The following is a 26880-nucleotide window of genomic DNA, read 5'->3' on the forward strand; positions in this document are numbered from 1 at the left end:
TCGGAAGGGCTTCTCGCCGTCGACCCAGGGCTTCCGAATACCTCAGCCGCCGATATTCATTGGGATATGCTCCTAATAACGAGGAGTTAACGCGCGTTGCCCGGTGCCGGGGACGTGCCAGCGGATGGTACACAGCCGATGGCCGAGGATGATCCTTTTCGGACAGTCCGTGACGTGTCCGAGCCGGTCACGGAGGACTTGAGCGCGGCCGGGTTTGCCGACGCCGAGGAGATCGGGCGGGGCGGTTTCGGTGTGGTATTCCGGTGCACGGAGACGGAGCTGGACCGAACGGTGGCGGTGAAGATCTTGACCGCCGAGCTGGACGCTGAGAATCGGGCGCGCTTTTTCCGGGAGCAGCAAGCGATGGGCAGGCTGACCGGACATCCGAATATCGTCACCATGCTGCACGTCGGTACCACTGGGAAGGGGCGCCCTTTTCTAGTGATGCCATATCACCCGCTGGGCGCTTTGGATACACAGATCCGCGAGCAGGGTCCGCTGTCTACCGAGGCCGTGTTATGGATCGGGGTGAAGATCGCCGGGGCGCTGGAGAGCGCGCATCGGTTGGGCATTGTGCATCGCGATGTGAAGCCGGCAAACATTCTGCTGACCGACTACGGCGAACCGGCATTGACCGATTTCGGTATCGCGCGGATCTCCGGGGGGTTCCATACAGCTTCGGGCATCTTGACCGGTTCGCCAGCGTTCACCGCTCCCGAGGTGCTCGAGGGGGAAGCTCCCACACCAGCCACGGATGTCTATGGGTTGGGCGCCACCATGTTTTGTGCGCTGACCGGCCATGCGGCATTCGAGCGGCGCAGCGGGGAGAACGTGGTGACCCAGTTCCTGCGGATCACGACACAACCGGTGCCGGACCTGCGGGACATCGGCATGGCCGAGGACGTGTCCGCGGTGGTGGCGACGGCGATGAGCCGGGATCCGCAGCAGCGGCCGTCGGCTGCGGCGCTCGGGGAGGCCATCCGTCAGGCACAGCGCCGCCACGGCTTTGCGGTCGAGGAGATGGCTCTGCAGGCCGACCCGAGCCTGCGTCGTCGAGATCGGAAGCCGCCTGGGCGTGGGTGGCGACCCCCTGCGGCGCCGCCGTCGGATCGCCGCAGCGCTGGCACTTTGCCGCTCGAGTTGACCAGCTTTGTCGACCGCCGCACCGAGGTGACGGAGGTGAAGAACTTACTGGCCTCGGTGCGGCTGGTGACGTTGACCGGGATCGGAGGTGTCGGCAAGACGCGGCTTGCGCTGCGGGCCGCATCCACGGTGCGCCGGGAGTTCGCCGACGGAATGTGGCTGGTCGAGCTGGCCGATGTGTCCGACCCTGCGCTGCTGGTCGCGGTAGTGGCGGCTGCATTGGGTTTGCGCGATGAGTCGGCGCGGCCGTTGCAGGAGGTAGTGATCGAGTTCCTGTCCGGCCGGGAGTCGCTGCTGGTGTTGGACAACTGCGAGCAGCTGGCGGCGGCGGTGGCTGGGCTGGTCGAGACCTGGTTGCAGGCCTGTCCGAACCTGCGGATCCTGGCTACCAGCCGCGAACCGCTGGATATTCCGGGAGAGGCGGTGCTGCGGGTGTCGCCGCTACCCCTGCCGGATCCGGATCAAGAGCCGTCCTTGCGGGGACTGCCCCGCTACGACGCAGTGACGTTGTTCGCTGACCGCTCGAGCGCGGTGGTGCCGGGTTTTGAGTTGACGGAGGATAACAAGGCCGCCGTGGTCCGGATCTGTACCCGGCTGGACGGATTGCCGCTGGCGATCGAGCTCGCCGCGGCGCGTATGCGCACGATGTCGCCCGAACAGATCCTGCAGCGCCTCGACGACCGGTACGCGCTGCTGACTCGCGCCAGCCGTACCGCGCCGACGCGGCAGCAGACCCTGCGGTGGTGTGTCGACTGGAGCTACCAGCTGTGCACCCCTGCCGAGCAGCGGCTGTGGGCTCGGTTGTCGGTGTTCGTCGGCGGCTTCGAAATCGACGCCGCCGAAGATGTCTGCGGTACGGACCTTGCCCCGAACACTCCACTCGATGTGTTGTCCTCGCTAGTGGACAAGTCGATCCTGATCCGGTTCGAGTCCGACGGTGTGGTGCGGTTCCGAATGCTGGAGACGCTGCGCGAATACGGCCGGCGGAAGCTGCGAGAGATCGGCGAATACGCCGACTTGGGTCGGCGGCACCGCGACTGGTACCAGCGTCTGGCGCTGGATGCGGAGGCGGAATGGATCAGTGACAGGCAACCGTACTGGGTCGCAAGGCTCGAGCGTGAACAACCAAACCTGCGCGAAGCACTCGAATACTGCCTGGCCGAGGATACCGAGCAGGCGGCGGCAGGCGGGCTACGGACCACCGCTGCACTCTTCATGTTCTGGAACTTCCGAGGCATGTACGGCGAAGCCCGATCGTGGATCGAACGGGTCCTGCACCATCCTGCCCGGCAATCCGCCCCCGACCGTGTCAAAGCGCTTTACGTCGGCTGTGTCATGGCGGCGATGCACGGCGACTTGGAGACGGCTGCCACCCTTCTGGAACAGGGGCGCGTGCTTGCCGAACAGGCCCCTACCCCGATGAACGAGGCGCTGATCGCCTACGGCGCCGCCACCGTGGAGTTCTATCGCGGTGAGCTTGCTACGGCTTCCGCCTCCCTCGAACGTGCCGTCGAGGTGTTCAGCTCGAATCGGGAAGGATATCTATACATCGTGATTTTGACCGCGCTCGGTTGGGTGCACGAAATGGCCGGTGATACCAAGAGGGCGATCGAGTATCACCAGCAAGTGCTTTCCATTACCGAGGCGTGTGGCGAGTCGCTTTTCCGGTCTGCCGCCTTACGGGACATGGGCGTTGCCGTCTGGCGGCAAGGTGAGCGTTCCCGGGCTATCAAGCTGGTCGAGAATGCATTGCGAGTCAACCGGCGACTACACAGTCCGGTTCTCGCCGCGTTGAGTCTCGAGTCGCTGGCCTGGATGGTTAGCGACGGCGGTGACGCCGAGCGCGCGGCGGTTCTGCTGGGAGCCGCGCAGGGGCTATGGCGCTCCCTCGGGAACCCCAAGAGCATCTTCCCAATGCCGCAATATCACGATGAAAGTGTGCGTCTGGCCCGGTCTGCCCTCGGGGCACGCGGGTTCGATTCGGCCTTTCGGCGCGGCCAAATGATGGGCCTGGACGAAGCCGTGTCTTACGCGCTCGGCGAGCAACCCACCGAGACAACACACGCGTCGCGTCCGCGGGCACCTCTCACCAGGCGAGAGCGGCAGGTCGCAGATCTCATCGCCCAAGGGTTCACCAATAAGCAGATCGCCGCCAAACTGGTTATCTCGCAACGCACCGCAGAGGGCCACGTGGAACATATCCTCACCAAGCTCGGCCTCACCTCCCGCACCCAGATCGCGGCTTGGATCGCGGAAGACGCCGAGCGGCGGAATTCTCGATCGTCCTGAGCTCATTCGTCAGGCTGCTGTCGAATTGCCTTCTGTTAACTGCACTTAGCCCGACCGTCCATGGTCGGCGACCGAAAGAGGTTGGTGCGTGCAGGATTTGCGAAGGCAGCTGATGGAGGGTCAAGTCGCACCCGATCGGATCGGAGAAGTCCTCCAAGTCGACGCGAGGTTCCCGCCCTACCTCGTACTGGACCGGCACAAGAACCCGGTCGAGCCCGCCACCCAGTACTTGCGGGGTCTGGCGTTGAGCGACAGACGTCCTCTCTCGTGCCGAAGCTACGGCTACGACCTGCTGCGGTGGTTCAGGATCTTGTGGGCACTTGATGTCCGGTGGGACCACGCCACTGGATCGGAAGTCGATGTTCTTGTCGGCTGGCTGAAGACGTCGCCCAATACGCAACGGCGACGGTCACCGCACTCCGCAACCACACCCGGGATGGTCAACCGCCGCACCGGGAAACCCACTCTGCCCGAGGGCTATTCGCCTCGGACGATCAACCACACGCTCAGCGCGGTCTATGGCTTTTATGCTTTTCATGCCCATTGCGGCCGAGGCCCGGTAACGAATCCGGTCCCTTCGTCTCGGTCCCGTCGACCGGCGCTGGTGCATCGAAGTCCGCTTGAAGTCACGCCGCAGTTCAAGAGAGCCAGACTTCGGCAGCGTGTCACCGCCGCCTTGCCCCGGGCGATCACCGATGTGTTGTGGGATGAGTTGTTCGGCGCGATGACCTGCGACCGCGACCGCGCACTGTTGCTGTGCTACGTCTCCAGTGGTGCCCGAGCGGGCGAGTTGCTCGCCATCGGTATCGCGGACGTCGACTGGGCTGGTTGCCGAGTCTATGTGGTGTCCAAGGGCACTTGGCTGCGTCAGGCGATACCGGTGTCGCCGGAAGCGCTGCGTTATCTCGCCTGCTATCTCGATGCCGACGGGCTTCCAGACGCTGGAGATCCGTTGTGGCGCACTCGCCGTGGTACGAAACGAGCAGTTAGCTACTGGGCGATGCGGCGAGCACTGCAACGCGCCAACGAAAAGCTCGCCACCAACTGGACATTGCACGACCTGCGTCATACTGCGGCAACCCGCATGGCCAATGATCCGAAACTGACACTGACCGATGTCCAGTCGATCTTGCGCCACGCGAACATCGAAACCACCGGCCGCTATACGACCGTGCGGGTGGAGGACATGTTCGACAGACTCCAAGAGCACTACAGCCGCTCCCGCCCAGCCCGGATCTACACCGCGGGATACGCCGCCGAGGACATCAGGGCGGTCTTCGGTGTCTGAGGGCTACACGATGCGCAACCGCCGTTCCGCCTCGTTGCGAGCCGGCGACGCCGAACGCACGACCCGGCGCTCACGGTTCGCGGTCGACGCGATCGCGCCACAACCTTCCCCACCGTCGGCACCGGTGACGCCATTCGGCGACCAGAGGCGAACCTCGATCGAGACTCTCGTGGCCCTAGCGTGCGAGGCGTCGTTGGGATCGACCGTGGAGGGGCAGACGGGCAAACGTCGCCGCAGCACTCGGGAGATGTTGAACTATCTCAGCCAGTTCGACGGCGAGACGTGGCAACAGCGCTGGGACGCCAGCGGACTCGACGACGGAACGGTGGCTGTCAGCGCTCTGGTTCAGGACAAATATCACGGTTACAACCTCACTACCAGTTTCAAATCACTGCTGCTGATGCGGGTCATCACGCCGTCGCTGGCGGCGTTTCGCGCAAATACCTTCAAGGACTATCCGCAGTACTTCCGCGACTCACAGCGAGATCCGCTGCTGCACAAATTCTTCGATGAGGCAGCGAAGGCACGCGCGACGCCCCGGCATCAGTGGCGAGCGTTGTTCGATGTGTGCTGCGCGCTAACCACCCAGGGCATCGCGTTGGCCGATCTCACTCCGCAGGGATTGCTGTACTACGCCGATCAGTGCCGCCAGCTCGATGTGGTCGTCGGCGCCCGCATCGGCAGTAACCGATTCGCCGGTCTACTGGCATGGGAGATCTTGCACGGCATGGGCCACTTCCCTCGTGACACACCCCCGACGCTTCGGAGTTTCATCTATAAGGGCAGCGGACTCCGGAGGAAATGGTTGACTACTACGCCGTTCGCGACCCTGAGATCAGGCAGCTGATCATCGACTATCTGATCCGCCGCCAAGGCGACACCGACTACGTCACCAGGGACGGTCTCGCCCGTAGCCTCGCCGGTGAATTCTGGTCGCGTATCGAATAACTCGATCCTCACCACCGGTGGCTGCACATCCCACCGCAGCTGTATGAGCAGTGGCGAGAACTGATGCGGCTGCGCCACGACGGCGCTCCCCGCGTCGACGGAGGAGCAGGCATCCTGCTGCCGGTGCGGGCGTTCTATATGGATATCCAGAGCTGGGCGCTGGAGGAGCCTGAACGGTGGGCTCAGTGGGCGGTGCCGTGCCCGATCCCACCATCGGACCTGCGAGGATTCGGCAAACGATGGCGCCGGATCAAGGAACGCATGTCCGACCGGATCCGGGAACGCCAGCCGCTGTTGCCTGCGCTCGTCGCTCATATCGAAACCCGCTACGCCGCGATACGGGCGCTGTATGAGATCGCCTGCGACACTGCACCGGGTGAGTTCTTCACCCACTCTGGCCGGACCTATACGCGACCTGACGAATTACAGGACCTCCGCACCCAAGATGACCCGCACCCGGTAGTCCGTGGTCGTGACCACGACACGGGTCGGATCCGCAAGATCCACGAAGAGTAGGAAAGCCGCGTTCTGGGACTGGGCACATCTGGAAGTGCTGCGCCACACAGGGATTCGAGCCGAGGAACTCGTCGAGCTCTCCCACACCAGCATTCGCCAGTATCAGCGGCCCAACGGGGAGGTCATCGCACTCCTGGTGATCGCCCCGTCCAAGACTGATCGGGAACGGGTCATCCCGATGTCGGCCGAGCTCTTTCACGTCGTAGCGAAGATCATCCTGCGCCAGACCGCACAAGGCACGATCCCGCTGCTGTCTCGCTATGACAGTCACGAGCGGATCTGGACCGCGCCGCTGCTGTATCTGTTGCAGCGCCAGATCGGTGAGATCCGGCGCGTCACCAGTACCGCAACGATTCTCAACAACCTCAAGAAGCAGTGCCAACTGCTCGCCGAGACCAATCCCGCCTTCGCCGGAATGCACTTCACACCGCACGACTTCCGAAGACCATTTGTCACCGAACTGGTGAACAACGGCCTGCCGATCCACATCGGCGCGGCGCTGCTCGGCCATCTCAATCTCCAGACGACCCAGGGCTACGCCAGAGACCTTTTTTCTTCGAAGAAGACGTCATCCGTTCCATCCAAGAGTTCATGGGGCGACGACGGGGCATGCGCCCCGAGGAGAAATACCGGCCCACGACAGATCAGGAGTGGGAGGAGTTCGAGGAACACTTCGACAAACGCAAGGTCGAACTCGGTTCGTGTGGACGACCGTACGGGACGCCCTGCCAGCACGAGAAGCCTGCATCCGCTGCCCTATGCTGCACATCAACCCGAAAATGCTGCCGCGCCTATACGAGATCGAACAGGATCTCCTCGCTGCCGCTGCCGCTGCCGCTGCCGCTGCCGCTGCCGCTGCCGCTGCCGCTGCCGCTGCCGCTGCCGCTGCCGCTGCCGCTGCCGCTGCCGCTGCCGTGCCGAGCAGGAAGCGTGGCGCGGTGAGATCGAGGGCATCGACCTCGCCTTGACTTACCTGCGACAAAAGCGCCAGCAGACCGAACGTCTGCCCCGCCCCGCATACCGCAGGCCAATAGAACTCACCCTCGAACCGCCGTCACCAAGGCTGGACTAACAGCCCCAGTCATCACTGGCCGCGGACCCCGTCGACGCCGGCATCGGGTCGGCGTCACCACGACCCGACCTCAGGCTGCGACTCTACCCTTACGGGAGGGTAGGGTTTCGGTTGCTGAGTCCTGGGTGACCATCACGTTCTCCGGATACCTGGCGCGGCCGCCGGGAACGAGCCCGTCGCGCTCAGCATCCTTGCATGACCTTTCATCGGTCAGTGTCGCTGCGCTGACCGGCGCGCCTGTGCGCGGTGATCAGCGAACATGGATTGTGGATGATGCCGATGATCCGATCGGGAAGTGCCGAGGGATCGGTGTTGGCGGCGTTGCATAGCCCGAAACAGTTGCGGGTGGAGGTGCTGGCCGGGCTCGTGGTGGCGTTGGCGTTGATCCCCGAGGCGATCTCGTTCTCCATCATCGCCGGTGTCGATCCGAGAGTGGGACTGTTCGCCTCGTTTACGATGGCGGTGACGATAGCTATCACCGGTGGCCGCCGCGCGATGATCTCCGCAGCCACCGGCGCGGTCGCGCTGGTCATCGCGCCGCTCGTGCGCACACACGGTCTGGACTATCTGATCGCTACGGTGATTCTGGCCGGGGTGTTCCAGATCGTGCTGAGTGTGGCCGGGGTGGCGAAGCTGATGCGGTTCGTGCCGCGCAGTGTGATGGTCGGATTCGTCAACGCTCTGGCGATCCTGATCTTCACTGCGCAACTGCCGCATCTGTTCGGAGTGGCGTGGCTGGTGTATCCGATGGTCGCCGCCGGGCTGCTGATCATGGTCTACCTGCCGAAACTGACCACGATCGTGCCCGCGCCGTTGATCGCGATCGTCGTGCTCACCGCGCTCACCGTGCTATTCACCCTCGATGTGCCCAACGTGGGCGACGAGGGCGCGTTGCCATCGAGCCTGCCGTCGCTGTTGTTGCCGCACATTCCGTTGACCTTCGAAACCCTGCGCGTCATCGCGCCTTTCGCGTTGGCCATGGCACTGGTCGGGTTGATGGAGTCGTTGATGACGGCGAAGCTGGTCGATGACATCACCGACTCTCATTCCGACAAGACCCGCGAAGGCTGGGGCCAAGGCCTCGCGAATATCGTCACCGGGTTCTTCGGCGGTATGGGTGGTTGCGCGATGATCGGCCAGACCATGATCAACGTGAAGGTCTCCGGCGCCCGCACCCGCATCTCCACTTTCTTGGCGGGCGTATTCCTGCTCATCCTGGTCGTCGGTCTCGGCGGACTTGTCGCGAAGATTCCGATGGCGGCTCTGGTCGCGGTGATGATCATGGTGTCGGCCGGGACGATGGACTGGCACTCCATCGCGCCGAAGACGTTGCGCCGCATGCCGATCGCGGAAACCACTGTCATGCTTGTGGCGGTCGCGGTCACCGTCGTCACCCGCAATCTCGCCATCGGCGTGGTCGTGGGCGTACTCACCGCCATGGTCGCGTTCGCTCATCGCGTCGCCCACTTCACCGAGGTCACCCCGATCCCCGAATCTGTTGGCACCAACGAACCGCAAGAGTCCGGCACGCAGGTCTACAAGGTCCGAGGCGAGTTGTTCTTCGCCTCCAGCAACGACCTGGTCTACCAATTCGACTACACCGGCGACCCCGGTCATATCGTGATCGACATGACCGACACCCATATCTGGGATGCCTCCACTGTCGCGGCTCTCGACGCTATCACCACCAAATACGCCGCCAAAGGCAAAACTGTGGAGATCATCGGCCTCAACCCGGCGTCCGAGGCACGCCACGACCTGCTCTCGGGCCACCTCACCGGAGCGCATTGATATGACTACCGGAGAGTACGCTCAGATCGGGCAGGTGGCCGAGCGAACCGAGTTGTCGCTCAAGACAATTCGCCACTACGATGAGGTCGATCTCGTTCAGCCCTCAGCGCGGTCGGCGGGCGGTTTCCGCCTCTACACAGACACCGACGTCGAACGACTGCTCACGATCCGACGCATGAAACCGCTAGGTTTCACCCTCGCCGAGATGAAGCAACTACTCGATTGCCTCGACATCCTCGACAACCCCGCCTCGAACGCGGAACAGCGCGCGAACGCCGATACCTATCTGCTCGAATGCCGCAACAAGACCCATGACAGCGCCGATCGGCTACGCCGCCACCTCGCCTACGCCGAGGAGTTCACCGCCCTGCTGACCACTCACACGACCGCGCCAGGCCGGTAGTGAGCAGTGCGAAAAGCCGCGGCTGCGGCTAGTCTGCTGGCAGCGAGATAGCCGGTGGTGATGCTGGCGGCGGCGAGGTGGCCGAGCAGTAGTGGTGAGCTGAACTGGTCAGCGCTGCGTCGGCGGTCGGACAGACCGGTGGCGATGCCGGTTTCCAGCCCGGCCCACATCCTGCAGCGACTGCTGCGCCGCATAGAGCACACCCTGCTCGACATCGACGGCCCAGCTACGCCCGCCCGCGAGCACTGACAGGCGTTCGTTCGGGTTCTCGCGAGGAACCATCGATGGGGTAGAGTCTTCGCGGAAACTATCCGCTCCCAATGAAAGTACGCCGCAAAGTCGGGAGCAAGCTGGCTCGCACAGCGCCGAGTCAGTAGCCGAAGGGTGGCACCAAGGATGTGTCATGCCTTCATATCGTTCTATTCATCGTGACGGCTCCTCGGAACCCGAGGCTGAACCCGCCCATCTCGGCACTCGCAGTGCCGCAACCCTGCAACCACCCGCAGCTGACCGGAAACGTTGGTTGATCCTCGCGGTCGTGCTGTGCGCGTCGGTGATGAACCAACTCGATGCGACGGTCACTATCGTGGCCGCCCCCTCGGTGCGAGCAAGCATCGGCGGCGGGGCCGCGATGATGCAGTGGCTGGCCACCGGTTACACCCTGTCGTATGCGGTCTTGCTGATCCCCGGTGGTCGTCTGGGTGACATCTACGGTCGCCGCCGAATGTTCCTGGTGGGCCTGGCCGGGTTCACCGCCGCATCGTTGGCGTGCGGATTCGCCTCGACCGCTACCGAACTGATCACCTTCCGCGTAATTCAGGGTATGTTCGCCGCGCTGCTGATCCCCCAGGGGCTCGGCATCATCAAGGCGGTGTTCCCGCCCCGCGAACTCGGGACCGCGTTCGCGGCGTTCGCACCGATAATGGGGCTGGCTTCGGTCAGTGGCCCGATCATCGCGGGTGCGTTGATCGACGTCGACCTTTGGGAAACCGGCTGGCGCAGTGTGTTTCTCATCAATCTGCCGATCGGAATCCTTGCGCTGATCGGGGCCGTGGTCTTGCTGCCACGCAAAGAGAGCCTGCACAAGATACGGCTGGATCTCATAGGTGTCGCGTTGATGAGCGTGGCGGCGGTGCTGATCATCGTCCCGCTCGTGCAGGGACGCGCACTGGGCTGGCCGCGGTGGACCTGGCTGATGCTCGTGGCAGGAGTTCTGCTGTTCGGGTTGTTCGCATTCTATGAACGCATCACCGACCGGGCTCCGATCATCGAGCCCAGCCTACTGCGCAACCGCACCTACGTCGGCGGATTGGCTGTTGTGGTCGTGTTTTTCGGAGCTGTGTCAAGCCAATCACTGATCCTCAGCCTCTACACCCAGACCTATCTGCACTTCACACCCATCCTCGCCGCGGCCTCAGGTGTCCCACTTTCGATCGGCATCGCCGCAGCCGGTGTGCTGGCCAACAAACTCACCGCTCGTTTCGGACGCGGAGGGATCCACGCGGGACTTCTCATGATGACCATCGGATTGGGCGCGCTGGCCGCAACGATCTATCACCTCGGGTCCACGGCCACGATCTGGGCGATGATCCCACCGAACGCGATCATCGGCGTCGCGATGGGCCTGGTGTTCGGCCCGCTGTTTCGTGCCATCCTCGCCAGTGTCAACGACAAGGAGGTCGGCTCCGCATCCGGAACACTCACCGCCACACAGCAATTCGGCGGCACTCTTGGTCTCGCCGCGATCACGACGATCTACTTCACTCTCGCCAGCAACCCCGCCGACGCCGTGAGCGGCACTGTGATCACCGTCGCCATCATCGCCGCGATCGTCGTCGCCGCTCTCGCGCTGGCGCTGCTGCTGCCTGCCCAGCAGCGCAACGACCGCTGAGCGACCAGTGATGTCGTCGGTGCGCCAGGAATCGGGCGTACCGACGACACAGGACCGAGGTGCCGATCAGATCGGCGTCACATGTAACGGCAAGCAGCCGACTTGCGTAGTGCAGAGAAGAAAGCATCATCTACCAGTGCTCCTCACCGACAATGTCCCTGCGCCACAAGCCAATACACGGGCGCGTAGTTGTCCGAGCAGCGAGTGAACTCCACGACGCAGCGGCGGATCTCGTCGCTGAAGGCGGCTCTCGGCTGCGCCGAATTCGGACTTGTCGAAGTCTGACCAGTCAACTTGCCCACGGCATTACGGGGGCTTGCTCAGGACCTCTTTGCGCTCCGCCAGTGGCGCCGTAAGAGTGCGTGCGGAAATGCGATCGGCGACCATCGTTTTCGCGACCTGAGACTGTCGTCCAAGTCGTCAGGCGAGACGACGTGAGCTGTGCGCCAGGTCTCGCTTTCATTGAGGTCCGCTGAGCGGATGAAATCGGCGATGGCTGCGCCGGCCCCCGATTCTTGATTGAGTAGAAGGTAATGGCCGCCCTCGAACACGAATATGCGTGCGTTCGGCAGGTTGGTGGCGAGAATCTGACTGTTGGCGAGGGGGAGCAGTCGGTCGTTGCTTGCTGCCACGACTAGGACGGGGTGCTCGATACTGGCCAGCCAGGGCAGACTTGTCCAAGTCCAGCCCGCGAGAAGCTGGTTGGAGTAACCGCGAATCGACGGTCGAGCGCGCAATCGCTCGGCGGCGAATGCGCGCAAGAGGTCGGCTTCGGCGTTGTGTCTTCCGGCGAGCAGGGGGACGGTGGCTGTGTACATGCGTTTGGACCACAGTCGGAAGGGTGTCAGCGCCATAAGAGCGCTCGGGAGTGTGCCTGGCACCCCGCCCCAACCACATGTTGTCGTGACGAGCGCTATGCGCCGGATCCGCTCGGGTGCCTGGTGCGCCAATTGTTGTGCGAGCGCGCCGCCGAACGAGTGGCCGACGACGTCGACGGTGTCGTAGCCGAGGGTGTCGAGCAGGCGAGTTACGAATTGTGCGAGGTCCGACATCGAATACACGTTGCGTGGCGTCGTCGATCGTCCGACCCCGGGCGCGTCGAAGCTGATGACCTCGAAATCCGTCAGATCGGGATGAAGCGCCTGCCACAATCCGAGGGTTCCGCCGAGCCCGTTGATAAGTAACACTGGCTGGCCGGAACCGCGTACGTCCACAGCAACGTGGAGTCCGCACACGTTGATTTGTGACGTCATTTTGGTTCCGGGACAGCGCGTTCGAGCGCTCCGATTGCCGTGGTCATGAGAACTCCTTGTGGGCTGAGTGTCGCTTCAGCCAGTCGATGATCGCGGGAATGCTGACCTTTGCTCCTTGCCTGCCAACGAGGAGGCCCGCATGCCCGGCGGGCACTCGTGCTTGCTCGATGTCTGCGCTACCGATCAAATCGAGCAAGGTGTCCGAGCATGCCGGGGGAACGAAATCGTCCAACTCGGCAACGACATGCAGGAGCGGAATGGTGATCTGGTCGAGCCGGACCGGTCGGCCCGAAATGCGTGCCGTCCCGTTCACCAACGCGTTGGGGCGCATGTAGTCGTCGATCATCTGACGGAACGCCGCCGCCGCGACGGGGATGTGGTCCCAGGCCCACTGGGACATGGCACGGTGACCCTCGACGTAGTCGTGGCGCCACAAGTTGTCCCAAAGGTCCACGTACTGCACGATTCTCGCGGTCGGTCGACGCAGTCTGAAGAAGGCCTTGAATACATCGGCCGGTACCGTTCCGGTCGGCTCGTCGATCAGGTCGTCAGGGGCGAGGCTTCCCTCGGCGATCGATCGCAACGGCTCCGGCACGTGGGTGAAGTCGACCGGTGCGGTGACGGAGATCAGATTCGCGACTGCGGCGTGTCGGCTGCCCAACAGCAGCAGAGCCAGCGTCGCTCCCATGCAGTACCCGAGAATGCTGAGTTCGGTGCCATCGGATGACTGGTGGATCGCTTCGAGTGCCGGTGCGAGGTAGTCGTCGACATAGGTATCGAGGGTGTGGTTTCCCTCGGCTGCGTCGGGAATCCCCCAATCGATGAGGTAGACGTCGAATCCTGCGTCCAACAACCGTTCGACGAAGGAGTTGCCCGGGCGCAGATCGAAAATGTAAGGGCGGGACATGAGTCCGATGAACAACACCACTGGCTCGCGAAACCGTAGTTTCTCGGACTGATAGCGCCAGACCCGGACCTTACCCCTGGACCAGACGAGTTCTTTCGGAGTTGTCCCGATGCGCGTCGGATTGACGCCAGCTACGATTTTGAGCGCGTTCAGCGCACGCGCTCGCGTGCGGTCCATTTCGATTCTCATCGACTCGAGAGGCTCTGCGCCAAGAAGCTCGGAAATCATCGGCCCGCCTTGTCGCCACGGCTACGAGCTTCGTATAGCTCCGCTTGGACATCACTGAGCTGACGTTGAATTGCGCTCAATTGACTCTGAAGCATCCGCACGTCGCGCTGGGACGGCAGATGCAGCTGATGTATACCCCACGATGCGAGCGCATCTACTTGCTGAAATATTGTGCGCGCAATTCGATCGGTCACGATGAGGATTGCCGCGGCGTCGGGCGAATTGGTCACCGACTCCAAGGGCCGCCCGACAACGACTTCCACCTGGTTGAACGCCTGCCGCCATGCCGGTGGCTCCGGTCGCCGACGCGGGAGTGCGACCGTTTGGCTGACGGGAGCAGCCGTTCCTGGTTCCTGGTGCGGGGTTTGTGCGGTCGTGTGCCCATGCAACGGCGTATTCATATTTCGGTCTCCGAGTTATTGGGATGGTCCAAAAGTGTTGCAGCACACGACGTTGTGTTCAGGAGAGGATTATTGGTTTTCGCTCTACACAGATCTGAGGACGTTACGCCGGATCTTCCCGGTCTCGGTGCGAGGTAGCGTTTCGACGAAATCGACAATGCGCGGATACGCGTGTCTGCCGAGCCCCTCCTTCACCGCGGCCTGGATGTCGCGTGTCAGGGTTGTCTGTGGAACCGTTCCGTCGGCGACAACGACGGCGCGCACCACGGCACCTCGTAATTGGTCCGGCGCGGCAACCACGGCAGCGTCGGCGACCCCAGGTCGGGCGAGGATGATGTTCTCCACCTCGGTCGGTCCGACGTTGTAACCGGAGGTGACGATCAGGTCATCGTCGCGGCCGACGAACCAATAGCGGCCCTTGTCGTCGCGTCGTGCCACGTCACCGGTGAGGAACCAATCGCCGCGCCAGCGCGCATCCCACTTCTGTTGTGCGTTGCGATACCCGATACTGCCGAGATACCGGGGTTTGCGCAGCGCGATTATCCCCTGTTCGGATTGCTCGTTGCCGTCCTCGTCGACGAGTCCGACCTCGAAGCCTGGGACAGTTGACGCCAGGGCGCCCGGTATGACCGGTTCATCGGGATATGCCAGGTTGGCCAGGACCATCGCAGCCTCGCTCTGGCCATAGCCGTCTTGAATATCGCCTACGTCTCGACCGCTCTGTCGGGCCAAAGCGCGCCAGGCCTCCACAAGCGGAGCCTCGAGAGGCTCGCCGGCGCTGGTTGCTCCGCGCAGCTGGCAGGGTAGGCCGTGCCGCTGAGCGGCTTTGACGAGTTGCCGGTACGCGCTGGGTGCGGCGGCCATGTAGGTCACACGTTCTTCGTTCAAGATGCTCAGCCAGACGGCAGGATCGAAGTCGCCGGTATATACGACTCGTGGCGATCCCTGCGCCATGACCGCGAAACCCGTCGTGTACAGGCCGTACGCCCAGCCGGGAGTTGCGCCCGTAAACAGCATGTCGTGCGGTTGCAGCGCAAACGTGTGACGCACGAACGGGATCAGCGTCAGAAGCATGCCGTGCGGCTGAATGCAGCCTTTCGGAGCACCAGTCGTGCCGCTCGTATAGATGAGGGTCGCCGGATCCGAAACCAACGTTTCGACCATTTCGTGATCATCCGAGTATCGATCGATTTCAGCCCACAAGCTGCGATCACCGGGCCTGGGCCCGCGCCCTTTGGGACCCGCGACGGTGTACACGACCGGATCGCAGGTGAGCGACACGCGAGCGGCCTCGAATGTGTCCCTATGGCGGTGGTCGACCACGACGGCAGCCGGTTCGCCGCCATTCAGCCGCTGCGCCAAGGCGTCTCGGCCGAAACCGACGAACAATGGCATATAGACCATGCCGGACCGCCACGCGGCCAGTGCGCAGATATACGCCTCGACGCCTTGGTTCAGCAGCCCTGCCAACCGGTCTCCGCGCTTCAGTCCGGCTTCCCGGAGTGCATTGGCCAGCCGTCGAGATGCTTCGGCCAGGTCGGCGAAAGTCCAGCGTTCGCCGCTGCCGTCAGGATGCCGAACGATCATGGCAAGCCGCGCGCGGTCACGAGCCCATCGGTCACAGGCCTCGTGCGCCGAGTTGAAGCCGTCCTCGATCGGACGGTCCAGGCGATTCTCCACCGCCGCCCAGTAGTCGTCGGCAGTCATCGACCGCTCGGCCAGCAGCTCGTCAATGGCGGTTCGCACCATGGCGTGATCTCCCCTTCACTCGCTTCGAGGTTCGCTCGAATATATTGAGTGCACACTATATTAAAATGGTGCCCCACGTGGGTCAAACCAGGAGCGAAACTGTACTTCCAGAGAGGAAAACTGCCGCTACAGGCGTTCGATTATGGTGACGTTGGCCAGTCCGCCGCCCTCGCACATGGTCTGTAGCCCGTAGCGGCCGCCGGTGCGTTCGAGTTCGTGCAGGAGGGTGATCATCAATCGTGTGCCGGAGGCGCCGAGGGGGTGTCCGAGTGCGATGGCGCCGCCGTTGACGTTGAGCTTGTCAGGGTCTGCACCGACGTGTTTCAGCCACGCCATCGGTACGCTTGCGAAGGCCTCGTTCACCTCATAGAGGTCGATGTCGGAGATCGTCATTCCCGCACGGCGCAAGGCATTTTCGGTGGCTGGCAGGGGAGCGGTGAGAATGTTGACCGCGTCGTCGCCGAGCACCGAGAGGTGGTGGATGCGTGCCCGCGGGGTCAGACTGTGGGTTTTGACGGCATGCTCCGAGGCGACCAGCACGGCCGAGGCGCCATCGGAGATCTGGCTGGAGACCGCCGCGGTGATCCGTCCCTGCGGGCGCAAGGTCCGCAGGCCTGCCATCTTCTCCAGGGTCGAGTTCGGGCGCGGACCTTCATCCGCGGTGATGCCCACAAATGGGCTGATCTCGCGATCGAAGTAGCCCCGTTGCTGCGCGAGAACCGCCCGCTGGTGGCTGAGCAGTGCGAATTCCTCCATGTCCAGCCGGGAAAAACCCCAGTCGGAGGCAATGCGTTCGGCACTGGCGAACTGGGAGACCTCACCGGGGCCGAAACGCTTGACCCAGCCCGGCGAACTGCTCCACGGATCGGTCGCCCCATAGGGTTCGCCCGCGGAGTAGGACGACCCGATCGGGTACTGGCTCATCTTCTGCACGCCGCCCGCGATGATCATGTCCGCCGTACCGCTCATGATCGCCTGGGCGGCGAAATGCACTGCCTGCTGCGAGGATCCACACTGCCGGTCGATGGTCACCCCCGGCACCGTCTGCGGCAGTCCTGCGACCATGGCGCAGGTGCGTGCGATGTTTCCTGCTTGTGCGCCGATGGTGTCGAGGCAGCCATAGATGACATCGTCGATCACGGCCGGGTCGACGTTATTGTGCTCGATGAGGGCGCGAATCGGGTGTGCGCCCAGATCGGCCGGATGAACGGCGGCAAAGCCGCCGGTGATTTTGCCGACGCCGACCGCTGTTCGGACAGCATCGACGATGTATGCCTCTGGCACGAGTAACCTCCGTAATAGTTGTGCAGAAGATTGCGAGGGGAAGTCCTCACAGGGCAGGGCCGGAAAGCCCGCTGTCTTTGCTCCCATATTTGTCGCGCAGAACGGTTTTCAGCACCTTTGCGCTCGCATTGCGAGGAAGCTGGTCAACGAAAACGAGATCCTTGGGGTGCTTGAACCGCGCGAGTCGCGGTCCGAGGAATTCAGCGAGTTCGTCGCGGCTGAGCGTTTGGTCTTCGTGCAAAGCCAGTACCGCTACGGCGATCTCGCCCCACCGTTCGTCGGCGCGTCCGATGACCGCGACCTCAGCTATGGCGGGGTGGTCCATCAGTGTGTTCTCGACTTCGGCGCAGTAGATGTTCTCTCCGCCGGAGATGATCATGTCTTTCTTCCGGTCCACGATGTACAGGAATCCGTCGTCATCCTGACGGCCGAGGTCGCCGGTGTGTAGCCAGCCTCCGGCGAACACCTCGTTCGTCGCGTCAGGGCGCTGCCAGTACCCGGCCATCACTGTGGGCCCTCGGAAGACGATCTCGCCGACTTCGCCGATCGGTACCTCACGCATTTCGTCATCGACGACGCGTACCTCGACCGCGGATGTCGCCACACCCACGGAGCCGAGTTTGCTAAGGCTATAGCGACCGTCGAGATAGCAAGCGAATCCGGTGCTTTCGGTCTGCCCGAAAACCGCCACCGTTTCCGCGTCGGGGAATGCGTCGCCCATCGCCCGCAGCACGGTGTCCGAGGCGGGGGCCGCGCCCCAGCTGAGCACTCGCAGACGCGTGTTGCGGGGTCGGCGCAGTTGGGCGTTCGCCACCGCCTGCCATTGGGCCGGGACCAGGAACACCCATGTCGTTCCCTCGTGCTCGAAAAGGTCGAGGGTGCGGTCGGCATCGAAATCCCCCATCGGATGGATCACCGCCGGACCACCGAAGTACAACTGCGGGAGCACCGACGCGATGCCGCCGATATGAAACAGCGGTACCGCGACCGAGACGACATCGCCACGTCGGCAGGACAGAGAATCGATGAATGCCATACAGATCGCGTTGAGGTTCGCGTGCGTGATCATCGCGCCCTTGGGCCTTCCCGTGGTGCCCGAGGTGTAGAGGATCAATGCGATCGAGTCATCGTGCACATCGATATCGGGTAGCTCGCCCATGGTGTCGGAGATCAACTGCTCGTAGCGCAACTGTCCCTGTTGTGAACCATCGACGCCGACAACGAACTCGATGTCAGGGCAGTCGGCTGCAACGGTGGCTGCCAACTCGGCCATCGCGTCGTCTGTAATGACCGCCTTCGCGCCGACGTCGGTGGCGATGAAGACCGCCTCGCCCGCACTCATTCTGATGTTGATCGGGACTGCGATCGCGCCGACGGCTGTGACCGCCAGGAGCGTTTCGAGATATTCGGGCCGATTGAGCATGACGGTCAGGACCCGATCACCCGGCTCGATTCCGCGCTGCCGAAGGGCACCCGCAAGCGCGCTCGACCGATCGTAAAGTTCTCTCCACGTCACAGTGCGGTCGAGAAACCGTAGCGCCGGGTGGTCGGGGATCATCAGGGCGTGGCGGCGAACCTGGTTGTTCCAATGGCGTCGGCGTGAACGTGCGGGTTCGATGCTCGCCTCCGTCGTCGCGTGCCGACCGGATGTCGTGATCATTGCTTCTCCACAGTGCCGTCGGCGCAACGGTAGGGCGAGGTGCGCCGCTACTCTTTCGCCGCTCTTGGGGTTCGTGTACTCAGCCAGCAGTGGCGGTGAGTAGCTCTGCGAATCGTTCCTGGGCTGCGGCTCGACGGGTGGGGACGTGTTCGGTGGGCACATCTCCGGCCGGGGGCGTGTAGGCGCGCAGGATCACCTTGGCAACACTGTCGCGGTGCACCTCGTCGGGACCGTCGTAGAAGCGGGCCGCACGCGCTGCCCGATACATTCCCTCCAGCGGAAGATCGGCGGAGTAGCCGAGTGAGCCGTGAGTCTGGATCGCGCGGTCGATCACATCGTGGAGCACCTTGGCGCCGAAATATTTGATGAACGCGATTTCCTTGCGCGCGGCGGCGGTGCCGTACTGATCGATCATCCATGCCGCGTTCAATGTCATCAGGCGGGCGGCCTGGATCTCGGCGGCCGAGTCGGCGATCCAGTTCTGGATGGTCTGTTTGTTCGCCAGCGTCCCATCGTGCAGTTCGCGGGAGACGGCGCGTTCGCACATCATCTCGAAGGCCCGCTTGGCTTGCCCGATCCAGCGCATGCAGTGGTGGATGCGGCCAGGTCCCAGCCGTTTCTGTGCGATGCGGAATCCGTCGCCGACGCCGCCGAGCAGCGCGGTAGCCGGTACCCGAACGTTGTCGAACAGCACCTCCGCGTGGGATGGATAGTGGTTCGGCTGGGTGATCGGATGCTCCATGGTGGCCAGGTCACGCAGGATCCGTACGCCGGGGGTATCGGCCGGGACGATGAATTGTGATGCGCGCCGGTGTTTTTCGGCTTCCGGGTCGGTCACGGCCACGACGATGATGAAGTCCGCTGTCGATGCGTTGGAAACAAACCACTTGTGGCCGTTGATGATCCACTCGTCGCCGTCGCGAACGGCCGTGGTGGACAGGCGAGTCGGGTCCGAACCGGCGTGACCCGGCTCCGTCAGTGCGAAGGCCGAATACATCTCACCGGCCAGCAGCGGCTGAAGCCACCGCCGGTGCTGTTCGGGACTGCCTGCGGCGGCGAGGATTTCGCTGTTGCCCGAATCCGGGGCTTGGTTGCCAAAGACCAGCGGTGCCAGCCAGCTGGATCCGATGATCTCGTGCATCAGTCCGAGCTTGACCTGGCCGTAGCCCTGTCCGCCCAGTTCCGGGTCCAAGTGTGCGGCCCACAGGTCCTGCTGTTTCACTTGCTCCTGCAGTGGCGCGATCGCGCGACGCAGCTGTGTCCAATCCAGCTCGAGTGTCTCCAGCGGAAGCACTTCGCTGCGGACGAAATCCCGGATCCAGTCCAGCTTCTTCTGGAATTCTGGATCGGTGGAGAAATCCCATGCCATTACGGTCCTCGAATCGTGAGTTCTATCAGTTGCGGTTGATCAGGTTGCGTGCCCGGGCGAACAAGGCCGCAGCGGTGTTGTGCAGGCGGTGCCCCACATCGGCTGGTGCGAGTCCGGCGCGGGACCGGGCGTGGGTGCCCTCCAGGATGATTCCGAGCTTGAAACAGGCCAGGACGGTGTACCAATCCGCGGCCGACACATCGAATCCCGTGCGTTCGCCGTAGCGCCGGACCAGCTCATGCGCGGGCGGTAGACCGCCAGCGTCCGCCAGCACGGTGCCGATGACGTCAGTCCGCTGACCGGGTTCCGGCCAGGTGGCCAGCAGCCATCCCAGATCCAGGAGTGGGTCGCCGATCGTGCACATTTCCCAGTCCACGATCGCCGCCACCTGCGGTCCGTCGGGTGCGAACATGACGTTGGCGAGGTGGTAGTCGCCGTGCATGATCCCGATCGGCCCATCGGCCGGACGGTTACGGGTCAGCCATTCGGACACCGACTCGACGGGTAGGCCGTGGCCGGGGTAATTGTCCAGCCGCGCGTACGAGTCGAGCTCGCCGAGCCAGCGCGGCACCTGGCGTTCGAGGAAACCCTCGGGCCGCCCGAAATCGGCCAGCCCAACTGCCTGGTAATCGACCGTGCTCAGAGTGGCCAGCGCGTCGACGACGGCGAGCCCCATTCCGTAGCGAATGCCTACGTCCAAGGTGTGCAGTGCCGGAAGTTCCATCGCGGCGTTGAAACCGTCCAACGGCTCCATGAGATAGAACACCGACTCGCCCAGCACAGATTCATCGGAGCAGCCGGCGATCAGCCTGGCATGTGGCACCGCGGTGCCGGCCAGTGCCGCCAGCAGTCGCATCTCCCGGCGCAGATTGTCATTGGTCGCCGCACGCGGATGCAGCGGGCCGCGGCGCAGTACGAATTCCCGTGTGCCGCGGGTGAATCGCAGCATGATGTTCTGGGTGCCGCCGCCGATGGCGCGCAAATCCGTCAGCGGCCCGTGCTCGAGGCCTTCGATGTCCATCCAGCCGGTGAGCGCGGACAACTCGACCCCGGGAACACCGAAATTCGTGTTCGCGGTGGCGCAGGTCATCGGATCCCGCCGTCTAGCCGAAGTATGGCGCCGGTGCAGAACGACGCCCTCTCGCTCGCGAAATACAGTGCTGCTCCGATGATTTCGTCCGGGTTGCCGCAGCGGCGCAGGGCCGCTTGGTTGTCGAACTGGACTCGCATTTCCTCGGTCCATGCGTCGGCGATGTCGGTGAGGAAGGGTCCGCATTGGATCGCGTTGACTCGAACGCCGGATGGCCCGAAGGTCTGCGCCAAGCCCTCGGTGAGGTTGTTGAGCGCGGCCTTGGCGGCCGCGTAGGGGATCGCGTTCGGTTCCGGGCGTATCGCTTCGATCGAGGAAACGTTGATGATCGAGCCGCCGTCGGCCGCCGCCATCCGAGCGCCGATCACCGATGCCAACCGGAACGGGCCTTTCAGGTTCACGCCGATCACCTTGTCGAAGTACGCCTCGGTGACCTGATCGATCGACGGGTACAGCGGTGACAGTCCGGCGTTGTTCACCAGCACGTCCACCCGGCCGAATTCCTGGTACACGGTGTCGACCAAGGTGTCGCACTGTGCCCAGTCGCTGACGTTGCAAGCCACGGCGAGCGCCCGGCGACCGTGCAGCGCTTCGGCCCCCTTCGCCACTACCTCACAATCGGCGACCTTCCGGCTCGCCACCACGACATGGGCGCCCTCGGCAGCAAAGGCTTGGCTAATCTCCTGCCCCATGCCGCGGCTGCCGCCGGTGACGACCACTACCTTGCCATCGAATTCCATTGTGACCTCGTTGATTTCAGTCGAGCCTGCGTCCGGGTCGCTGTTCCGCCGGAACGTCAGCAACATATTGAGTGCTCGCTACATTATAATCAGTCGGAAGGTTACGAGTCCAGGAGGGACGATGGCTGGTGCGGCGACACCGCGCGCGACCGGCGCGAAGGGTGACATTGCCGACAGCGTGCGATCGGGCGACACCCGAGATCGGATTATCGCCCTGGCGACGGAACTCTTCGCTCGCCAGGGCTACGCGGCGACGGGCGTCGCGCAACTGGGTAGGGCGGCCGGTATCGGTGCTGGTGCATTATACCACCACATCGGTTCCAAAGAGGAGCTGCTGTTCACGATCTGCCGCGCTCATATCGCGAGGGTGTTGCGCATCGGTACCGACTTGTTGAAATCGGATCTGACCGCGACCGAGAAGCTGCACGAACTCGCGCGTGAGCACATGCGGCAGGTGGCCGACCATCGGCTCGAGCTGCGAGTGACGCTGCGCGAGATCGACTCGCTGACCGGGCACCGGCGTCGTGATTTGCAGCGACTGCGCGACGAGGTGGAACAGGTGTGGACCGACATCGTCGAAATCGGCGTACGCTCCGGCGAGCTGCCTCGAATGGACCCACTGTTCGTCAAAGTCGTCTTGGGCGCTCTCAATTATGCCGTTTTGTGGTACCACTCCGACGGCCCGGCAACCCCGGAGGAAGCGGGCGATCGGATCGTGCGGATGCTGCTGAACGGTCAGGGAACATGATCGATGAGAGGCTCGAGCGCGGAACCTCATGGCGACGTCCGCGGGGCCTTTCTCATTTCACTTGCCGGCGTTCCGTGTCGTCCTGCCAGCACTCGCGGTCTCGGCGATGTCTGCCTCGGCCAGAGTCAGTGGATCCGAGCAGGTCCCGCAGCAGAGTAGTGCGTGCAGGCGCGTCCCGCACGGAATATGAGTCAACGGCACGAGCGGCCCGCCGGAAGCCTTCCAGCGCTCACCCCACGCGATGATGGCCAGCGCGACGGGGTAGAGATCGAGCCCTTTCTTCGTGAGGTGGTAGGCGTACCGGGTCGGCCGCTGTTGGTACGGAGTGCGGGCCAGTACGCCGTGCTCCATGAGGTGGGACAGTCGGTCGGCGAGGATGTTCGTCGAGATATCCAGGTTCGTGCGGAATTCGTCGAAGCGGTGGACGCCGAAGAATGCCTCGCGTACTACCAGACAGTTCCACCGGTCGCCGAGAACCGTCTGCGTGCGCGCAATGGAGCATGGGCGGTTGCGCTCGAGCAGGCCGTAATCGGGCGCGCGGTGGTAGCGCCCGGGCATCCGGGTCGTGCCCAGTCTGCGTTCCGCATGCTCGGCGTATACGTCATGTGCCACAACAACTTTCCGGCACGCAGCACAGTGGAGCTCCGGAGAGGCCGGGCCGCCGCACTGTCGGTGGGTAACCCGCAGGGGTGGTTCTTCGCTGTCCTTGACGCACCACCGGTCACCCCACGCCAGCGCGGTCATCAGGCAGTCGAAGAAGTCCTCGCCCGCGGGTGCGACCAGATATTCGTCGGCGGCGTCTCCGAGTCCGCGCATCAGTAGACCACTGTCGACGAGGTGGGACAGTCGGGCGCTCAAGGTGGAGCGCGCGATGCCCAGCCGGCCATGGAAGTCGGCGAAGCGGTGCACGCCGTGCAGCAGTGCCTCCCGCATCACCAGCCATGACCAGGCGTTGCCGACGGCCTGCGAGGTCAGGTAGATCGCGTCCGGCCTCGGCTCGAAGTCGTTCACGCGGACATCGTCCCCCTACTCGACAGCACCTGCGACCAGCAAATCTAACACTTGCGCTGCCGAACCATTCGCGCCTATGGTCTTGTTTTGCAAGTAAGTCTTTATTTGCAAGTAACCAGGAGGTTGGCATGAGCGGCGAGCAGAAGTTGATCGTCGAGTGCTCGGGCCCGGTCACGACGGTGACGTTGAACCGGCCCGCGGTGAACAACGCCCTCGACCGGGACCTGTCCGAGCAGCTGAACCAGGCTGTGCGGGTGATCCGCGACGACATGGCGTGTCGCATCGTCGTATTCCAAGGCGCGGGAGAGACCTTTTGCGCGGGCGATGATGTCTCCGAGTTCAACGAGTGGGACGAGTCGATCATCGGCAGACAGATCCGGCTCTATCAGGAGACATCGAGAATCATCGAGGACCTCACCCAGGTAACGATCGCCAAAGTCGACGGCATTGCTGTGGGCGGTGGTCTCGAGCTGACGTTGGTCTGCGACTTCGTGGTCGCCACGGATCGCTCGCGGTGGGGCATGCCGGAGATCGACTGGGACATCACGCCAGGTTGGGGCGGCACCAACCGGCTGGCCGCGGTCGCCGGGCGTCGCAAGGCCAAGGAGTGGAACCTGATCGGCGCGCTGTTCGATGCCGAAACGGCTGAGCGGTACAACCTGGTCAACCGCGTCACGACCCCTGAGCAACTGGACGCCGAGGTCGAGTCGCTGATCGAGGTGATGCTCGCGAAGGAGGCGCGGGTCGTTGAGCGCACCAAGAAGTGCCTCAACTACGGCGCTGACAGTATCACCGCGGGTCTCGCGCTGGAGTCCGAGTGGATCGGCCGCACGAAGACTGCGGGGATCGCCGACTTCACCGACCGCGAGCGGCGTGAGCGCCGTAGGAACCTGTCGAAGGCGTTCTGGCAGGACTGATTACGTCACACCTGCAGCGTAGGCGGCGGGCCGGGTGAGATTCATGACCGCGCTGCGATGAGTCGATGGCCGCTCGAGTCGGACCAGCTCGCAATTCGATCCTGTCGGCTTTCCTAAAATGGCACGCCACTCGAACCCCTTACCCACCCCGGCAGCAAGCCTGGCGTGAGCTGCTGGTGCCGCCAGATCTTCGCCGAATCGGTGCCGACGCCACAGGCGCGGCGGACCTGAATCTTCCTGTGCCCATTGTGGGCACTCGCCTTCGTGCGCGGCGGAGCCGCCTACTTCCTCGCAATTCCTGAAGAGAAAGGACACTGATGACCGACGGCAGAAACGTGACAGAGACGCGCGATCGGGTTGATCCGCTCGCCACAGTGCACACCGGCACGTTGGGCGATGGATTCGATGCGCTCATCGGGCTCGAGTACCTCGAACTCGGGCCCGATCGGGTACGGGCGCAGTGGACGGTCACGCCGAGTCTGCATCAGCCTGCGGGAATTCAGCACGGTGGTGTCTACTGCGCCGCCGTCGAGTCGGTGGCCAGCACCGCTGCCGCGCTCTGGCTCGGTGCACGCGGCCATGTCGTCGGTGTCAACAACTCCACCGATTTCCTGCGCGCGACCAGGGAAGCCACGCTTACCGCCGTGGCCACTCCGATCTTCCGCGGGCGGACACAACAGCTCTGGGAGGTTGATATCACCGACGAGCAACAGCGGACGGTAGCGTCGGGGAGGGTTCGGCTGGCGAACATTTCGGACACGGCACGTCTCGGCGGACCGGGCCGTTGAAGCGGCGTAACCACGCGACGCCGCACTCGCGGTTCGACGAGCCGCCGTCGTCGCCGCGGTCGAGGTTCGCCATGTTCTCGTAGTGAGTGATGTGCTTGCGCCGGCACATCACCGGCCCTGAACGTCCTGCACACCCTCGAATCGTGCGCCTCGAAGGAATCATTCCTTCGGCACTGAGCGCTCTGGCCGCCCAGCCGTGCTGCTCACCGACCGCACCGCGCGCATCATCGACCGTCGGGTAGCCCAGCGTCGCATGACGTGCTTGCCGGTATCGGTGCTGCCGGTGAAGGCGATCTTCGCGATACCCTCGTGCGCGGTCATCCATTTGCCGAGCTCGTCATCGCCACTGACCACACTGAGCACACCCGGCGGCAACAAGTCCTGCACGAGTTCCACCAGCTTCAGATCGCACAGCGGCGTGAACGGCGACGGCTTGACGATGCGCCGGCCAAAAGCGCGTGGGGTGACGCGCGTATCGGCAGACACCGGTGCTGACAAGCATCAATTGAATGCGAGTAGGGGTTCACACTCTTGAGATCGGCTGTGCCTGTGCGTGTTCCGCGGTTGACGGGACCCAAGGTATCGGTGCGACGGACCAAACCAACGGGATCGCGGCATTCGTCCTTCCGGTCGGTGATCACGACCCTGGCCTGGGGCAGCGACCAGAAGCCGTTGATGCTGAGGCAGCTGGAGTCGGATTTCAGGAGACCAGCCCGGACAAGGACGTCCTCGCAGTTGACGGGGCCGTTGACTTTGCGATCGCCTCGGTACGAGTACAAGTGAAATGCACCGGACAGTTCCGACTGAAGGGCGGTTCGACAGCAACCTGGCCGATCTATGAAAGCTGGCGCAAGCACTGGCAGCGCTCCGGGGTTTCGGTCTACTTCGTCCTGGTGATCGTTGACCCCGATGAACAGCTGTCCTGGCTGCACCATCATGACGACGCGACCCTGCATCGTGCCGCCGCCTTCTGGGTCAGAGTCGACACACTCCAGGATGGCCAGAACATCGTCGTCCCGAAGACGCAGCGGCTGACGGCTGACACACTGCAGTGGTGGTTGAAGGCGGTCGAGGCTAGCTTCACCGGATCGAGAGGCGACGGCGCGGATGTCTGACATGGTCTTCCTACCGACCCTGGCGGATCTGCTGAGCTACCTCAGAGTCCACGGGTGGTCCTCCAACCCGCCAGGCCCTGGTGGAACGCTCTGGGTGAAAGGTGACGCCCGCATCGGTGTACCGAACAACCCGGACGATGTATTGATCGCCTCAGTACTGAGGCGGCTCGCCCACGCCGAGCAGCGCGACGTCAAGGACACCTCCGATGCCGTGCGGTACATGCGGTTCGATGTCACGCATCTTCGGGCGGTGAACGACCATCGCATCGTCGACAAGAT

General features: G+C 63.6%; 23 protein-coding genes. 13 read left to right on the top strand and 10 right to left on the bottom strand.

Translation table 11 applies throughout. The features are described from left to right. Window positions 1-174: 174 nt before the first annotated feature. The 9 genes from ACIBG0_RS33420 (at window position 175) to ACIBG0_RS33460 (ending at window position 11341) form a co-directional block, all read left to right on the top strand. Window positions 175-3432, top strand: a complete 3258-nt coding sequence (locus ACIBG0_RS33420; RefSeq protein ID WP_397038085.1) for a protein kinase — start codon at window positions 175-177, stop codon at window positions 3430-3432. A gap of 676 nt (window positions 3433-4108) precedes the next feature. Further along, window positions 4109-4720 (top strand): tyrosine-type recombinase/integrase, encoded by a 612-nt coding sequence (locus tag ACIBG0_RS33425; RefSeq protein ID WP_397038086.1) that lies wholly within the window; start codon window positions 4109-4111, stop codon window positions 4718-4720. A gap of 205 nt (window positions 4721-4925) precedes the next feature. Beyond that, window positions 4926-5567: a hypothetical protein gene (locus ACIBG0_RS33430; protein ID WP_397038088.1), complete on the top strand. Its 642-nt coding sequence runs from the start codon at window positions 4926-4928 to the stop codon at window positions 5565-5567. Further along, window positions 5522-5668 (top strand): hypothetical protein, encoded by a 147-nt coding sequence (locus ACIBG0_RS33435; protein WP_397038090.1) that lies wholly within the window; start codon window positions 5522-5524, stop codon window positions 5666-5668. Before ACIBG0_RS33430 ends, ACIBG0_RS33435 begins: the two co-directional genes overlap by 46 nt. Before the next feature lie 63 nt (window positions 5669-5731). Beyond that, window positions 5732-6184, top strand: coding sequence for a hypothetical protein (locus tag ACIBG0_RS33440; RefSeq protein WP_397038092.1), 453 nt, complete (start codon window positions 5732-5734; stop codon window positions 6182-6184). Then, window positions 6141-7256: a site-specific integrase gene (locus ACIBG0_RS33445; protein WP_397038094.1), complete on the top strand. Its 1116-nt coding sequence runs from the start codon at window positions 6141-6143 to the stop codon at window positions 7254-7256. The genes ACIBG0_RS33440 and ACIBG0_RS33445 overlap by 44 nt, the downstream gene beginning before the upstream one ends. A gap of 270 nt (window positions 7257-7526) precedes the next feature. Beyond that, window positions 7527-9047 carry a SulP family inorganic anion transporter gene (locus ACIBG0_RS33450; protein ID WP_397038096.1) on the top strand — a complete coding sequence of 507 codons (1521 nt, stop codon included), beginning with the start codon at window positions 7527-7529 and terminating at the stop codon, window positions 9045-9047. Window position 9048: 1 nt separating this feature from the next. Further along, window positions 9049-9450, top strand: coding sequence for a MerR family transcriptional regulator (locus ACIBG0_RS33455; RefSeq protein ID WP_397038098.1), 402 nt, complete (start codon window positions 9049-9051; stop codon window positions 9448-9450). A 403-nt stretch (window positions 9451-9853) separates the two neighbouring features. After that, window positions 9854-11341: an MFS transporter gene (locus ACIBG0_RS33460; RefSeq protein ID WP_397038100.1), complete on the top strand. Its 1488-nt coding sequence runs from the start codon at window positions 9854-9856 to the stop codon at window positions 11339-11341. A 320-nt stretch (window positions 11342-11661) separates the two neighbouring features. Here the strand turns inward: ACIBG0_RS33460 and ACIBG0_RS33465 are convergent, their stop codons facing one another. The 8 genes from ACIBG0_RS33465 to ACIBG0_RS33500 form a co-directional block, all read right to left on the bottom strand. After that, the gene (locus ACIBG0_RS33465) at window positions 11662-12594 is read right to left on the bottom strand and encodes an alpha/beta fold hydrolase (RefSeq protein ID WP_397038102.1); all 933 of its coding nucleotides are present in this window, start codon (window positions 12592-12594) and stop codon (window positions 11662-11664) included. Window positions 12595-12637: 43 nt separating this feature from the next. Continuing rightward, the gene (locus ACIBG0_RS33470; protein WP_397038103.1) at window positions 12638-13678 is read right to left on the bottom strand and encodes an alpha/beta fold hydrolase; all 1041 of its coding nucleotides are present in this window, start codon (window positions 13676-13678) and stop codon (window positions 12638-12640) included. A gap of 536 nt (window positions 13679-14214) precedes the next feature. Further along, a complete protein-coding gene (locus tag ACIBG0_RS33475) occupies window positions 14215-15879 on the bottom strand; it encodes an acyl-CoA synthetase (protein ID WP_397038104.1) in 1665 nt (554 codons plus the stop codon). 126 nt (window positions 15880-16005) lie between these two features. Further along, window positions 16006-17163 carry an acetyl-CoA C-acetyltransferase gene (locus tag ACIBG0_RS33480; protein ID WP_397038105.1) on the bottom strand — a complete coding sequence of 386 codons (1158 nt, stop codon included), beginning with the start codon at window positions 17161-17163 and terminating at the stop codon, window positions 16006-16008. 46 nt (window positions 17164-17209) lie between these two features. Further along, window positions 17210-18823 carry a long-chain-fatty-acid--CoA ligase gene (locus ACIBG0_RS33485; protein WP_397038107.1) on the bottom strand — a complete coding sequence of 538 codons (1614 nt, stop codon included), beginning with the start codon at window positions 18821-18823 and terminating at the stop codon, window positions 17210-17212. Window positions 18824-18902: 79 nt separating this feature from the next. Further along, a complete protein-coding gene (locus ACIBG0_RS33490; protein ID WP_397038108.1) occupies window positions 18903-20192 on the bottom strand; it encodes an acyl-CoA dehydrogenase family protein in 1290 nt (429 codons plus the stop codon). Between the two features lie 25 nt (window positions 20193-20217). After that, complete coding sequence (locus tag ACIBG0_RS33495; RefSeq protein WP_397038110.1) at window positions 20218-21282, bottom strand: phosphotransferase family protein; 1065 nt, start codon at window positions 21280-21282, stop codon at window positions 20218-20220. Next, window positions 21279-22022 (bottom strand): SDR family NAD(P)-dependent oxidoreductase, encoded by a 744-nt coding sequence (locus tag ACIBG0_RS33500; protein ID WP_397038112.1) that lies wholly within the window; start codon window positions 22020-22022, stop codon window positions 21279-21281. Before ACIBG0_RS33500 ends, ACIBG0_RS33495 begins: the two co-directional genes overlap by 4 nt. On the opposite strand from ACIBG0_RS33500, the gene ACIBG0_RS33505 reads away from it, so the two are divergent. After that, window positions 21973-22770 (top strand): TetR/AcrR family transcriptional regulator, encoded by a 798-nt coding sequence (locus tag ACIBG0_RS33505; protein WP_397038114.1) that lies wholly within the window; start codon window positions 21973-21975, stop codon window positions 22768-22770. The two genes, ACIBG0_RS33500 and ACIBG0_RS33505, sit on opposite strands and share 50 nt — an antisense overlap. A gap of 57 nt (window positions 22771-22827) precedes the next feature. Here the strand turns inward: ACIBG0_RS33505 and ACIBG0_RS33510 are convergent, their stop codons facing one another. Further along, a complete protein-coding gene (locus tag ACIBG0_RS33510) occupies window positions 22828-23781 on the bottom strand; it encodes a winged helix-turn-helix transcriptional regulator (protein WP_397038116.1) in 954 nt (317 codons plus the stop codon). Between the two features lie 128 nt (window positions 23782-23909). On the opposite strand from ACIBG0_RS33510, the gene ACIBG0_RS33515 reads away from it, so the two are divergent. Then, window positions 23910-24698 (top strand): enoyl-CoA hydratase/isomerase family protein, encoded by a 789-nt coding sequence (locus ACIBG0_RS33515; RefSeq protein WP_397038118.1) that lies wholly within the window; start codon window positions 23910-23912, stop codon window positions 24696-24698. 317 nt (window positions 24699-25015) lie between these two features. Further along, window positions 25016-25486, top strand: coding sequence for a PaaI family thioesterase (locus tag ACIBG0_RS33520; RefSeq protein ID WP_397038120.1), 471 nt, complete (start codon window positions 25016-25018; stop codon window positions 25484-25486). Window positions 25487-25645: 159 nt separating this feature from the next. Here ACIBG0_RS33520 and ACIBG0_RS33525 read toward each other — a convergent pair whose 3' ends face one another. Continuing rightward, on the bottom strand, window positions 25646-25984 hold the full coding sequence (locus ACIBG0_RS33525; protein ID WP_397038122.1) for an aldehyde dehydrogenase family protein: 339 nt from the start codon (window positions 25982-25984) through the stop codon (window positions 25646-25648). A gap of 11 nt (window positions 25985-25995) precedes the next feature. Here ACIBG0_RS33525 and ACIBG0_RS33530 point away from each other — a divergent pair, with 11 nt between their 5' ends. Beyond that, entirely contained in the window at window positions 25996-26601 is a 606-nt protein-coding gene (locus ACIBG0_RS33530; protein WP_397038124.1) for a DUF4365 domain-containing protein, read from the top strand. The last annotated feature ends 279 nt before the right edge of the window (window positions 26602-26880 follow it).

The organism is Nocardia sp. NPDC050630, from assembly GCF_044457245.1.
Classification (GTDB): domain Bacteria; phylum Actinomycetota; class Actinomycetes; order Mycobacteriales; family Mycobacteriaceae; genus Nocardia.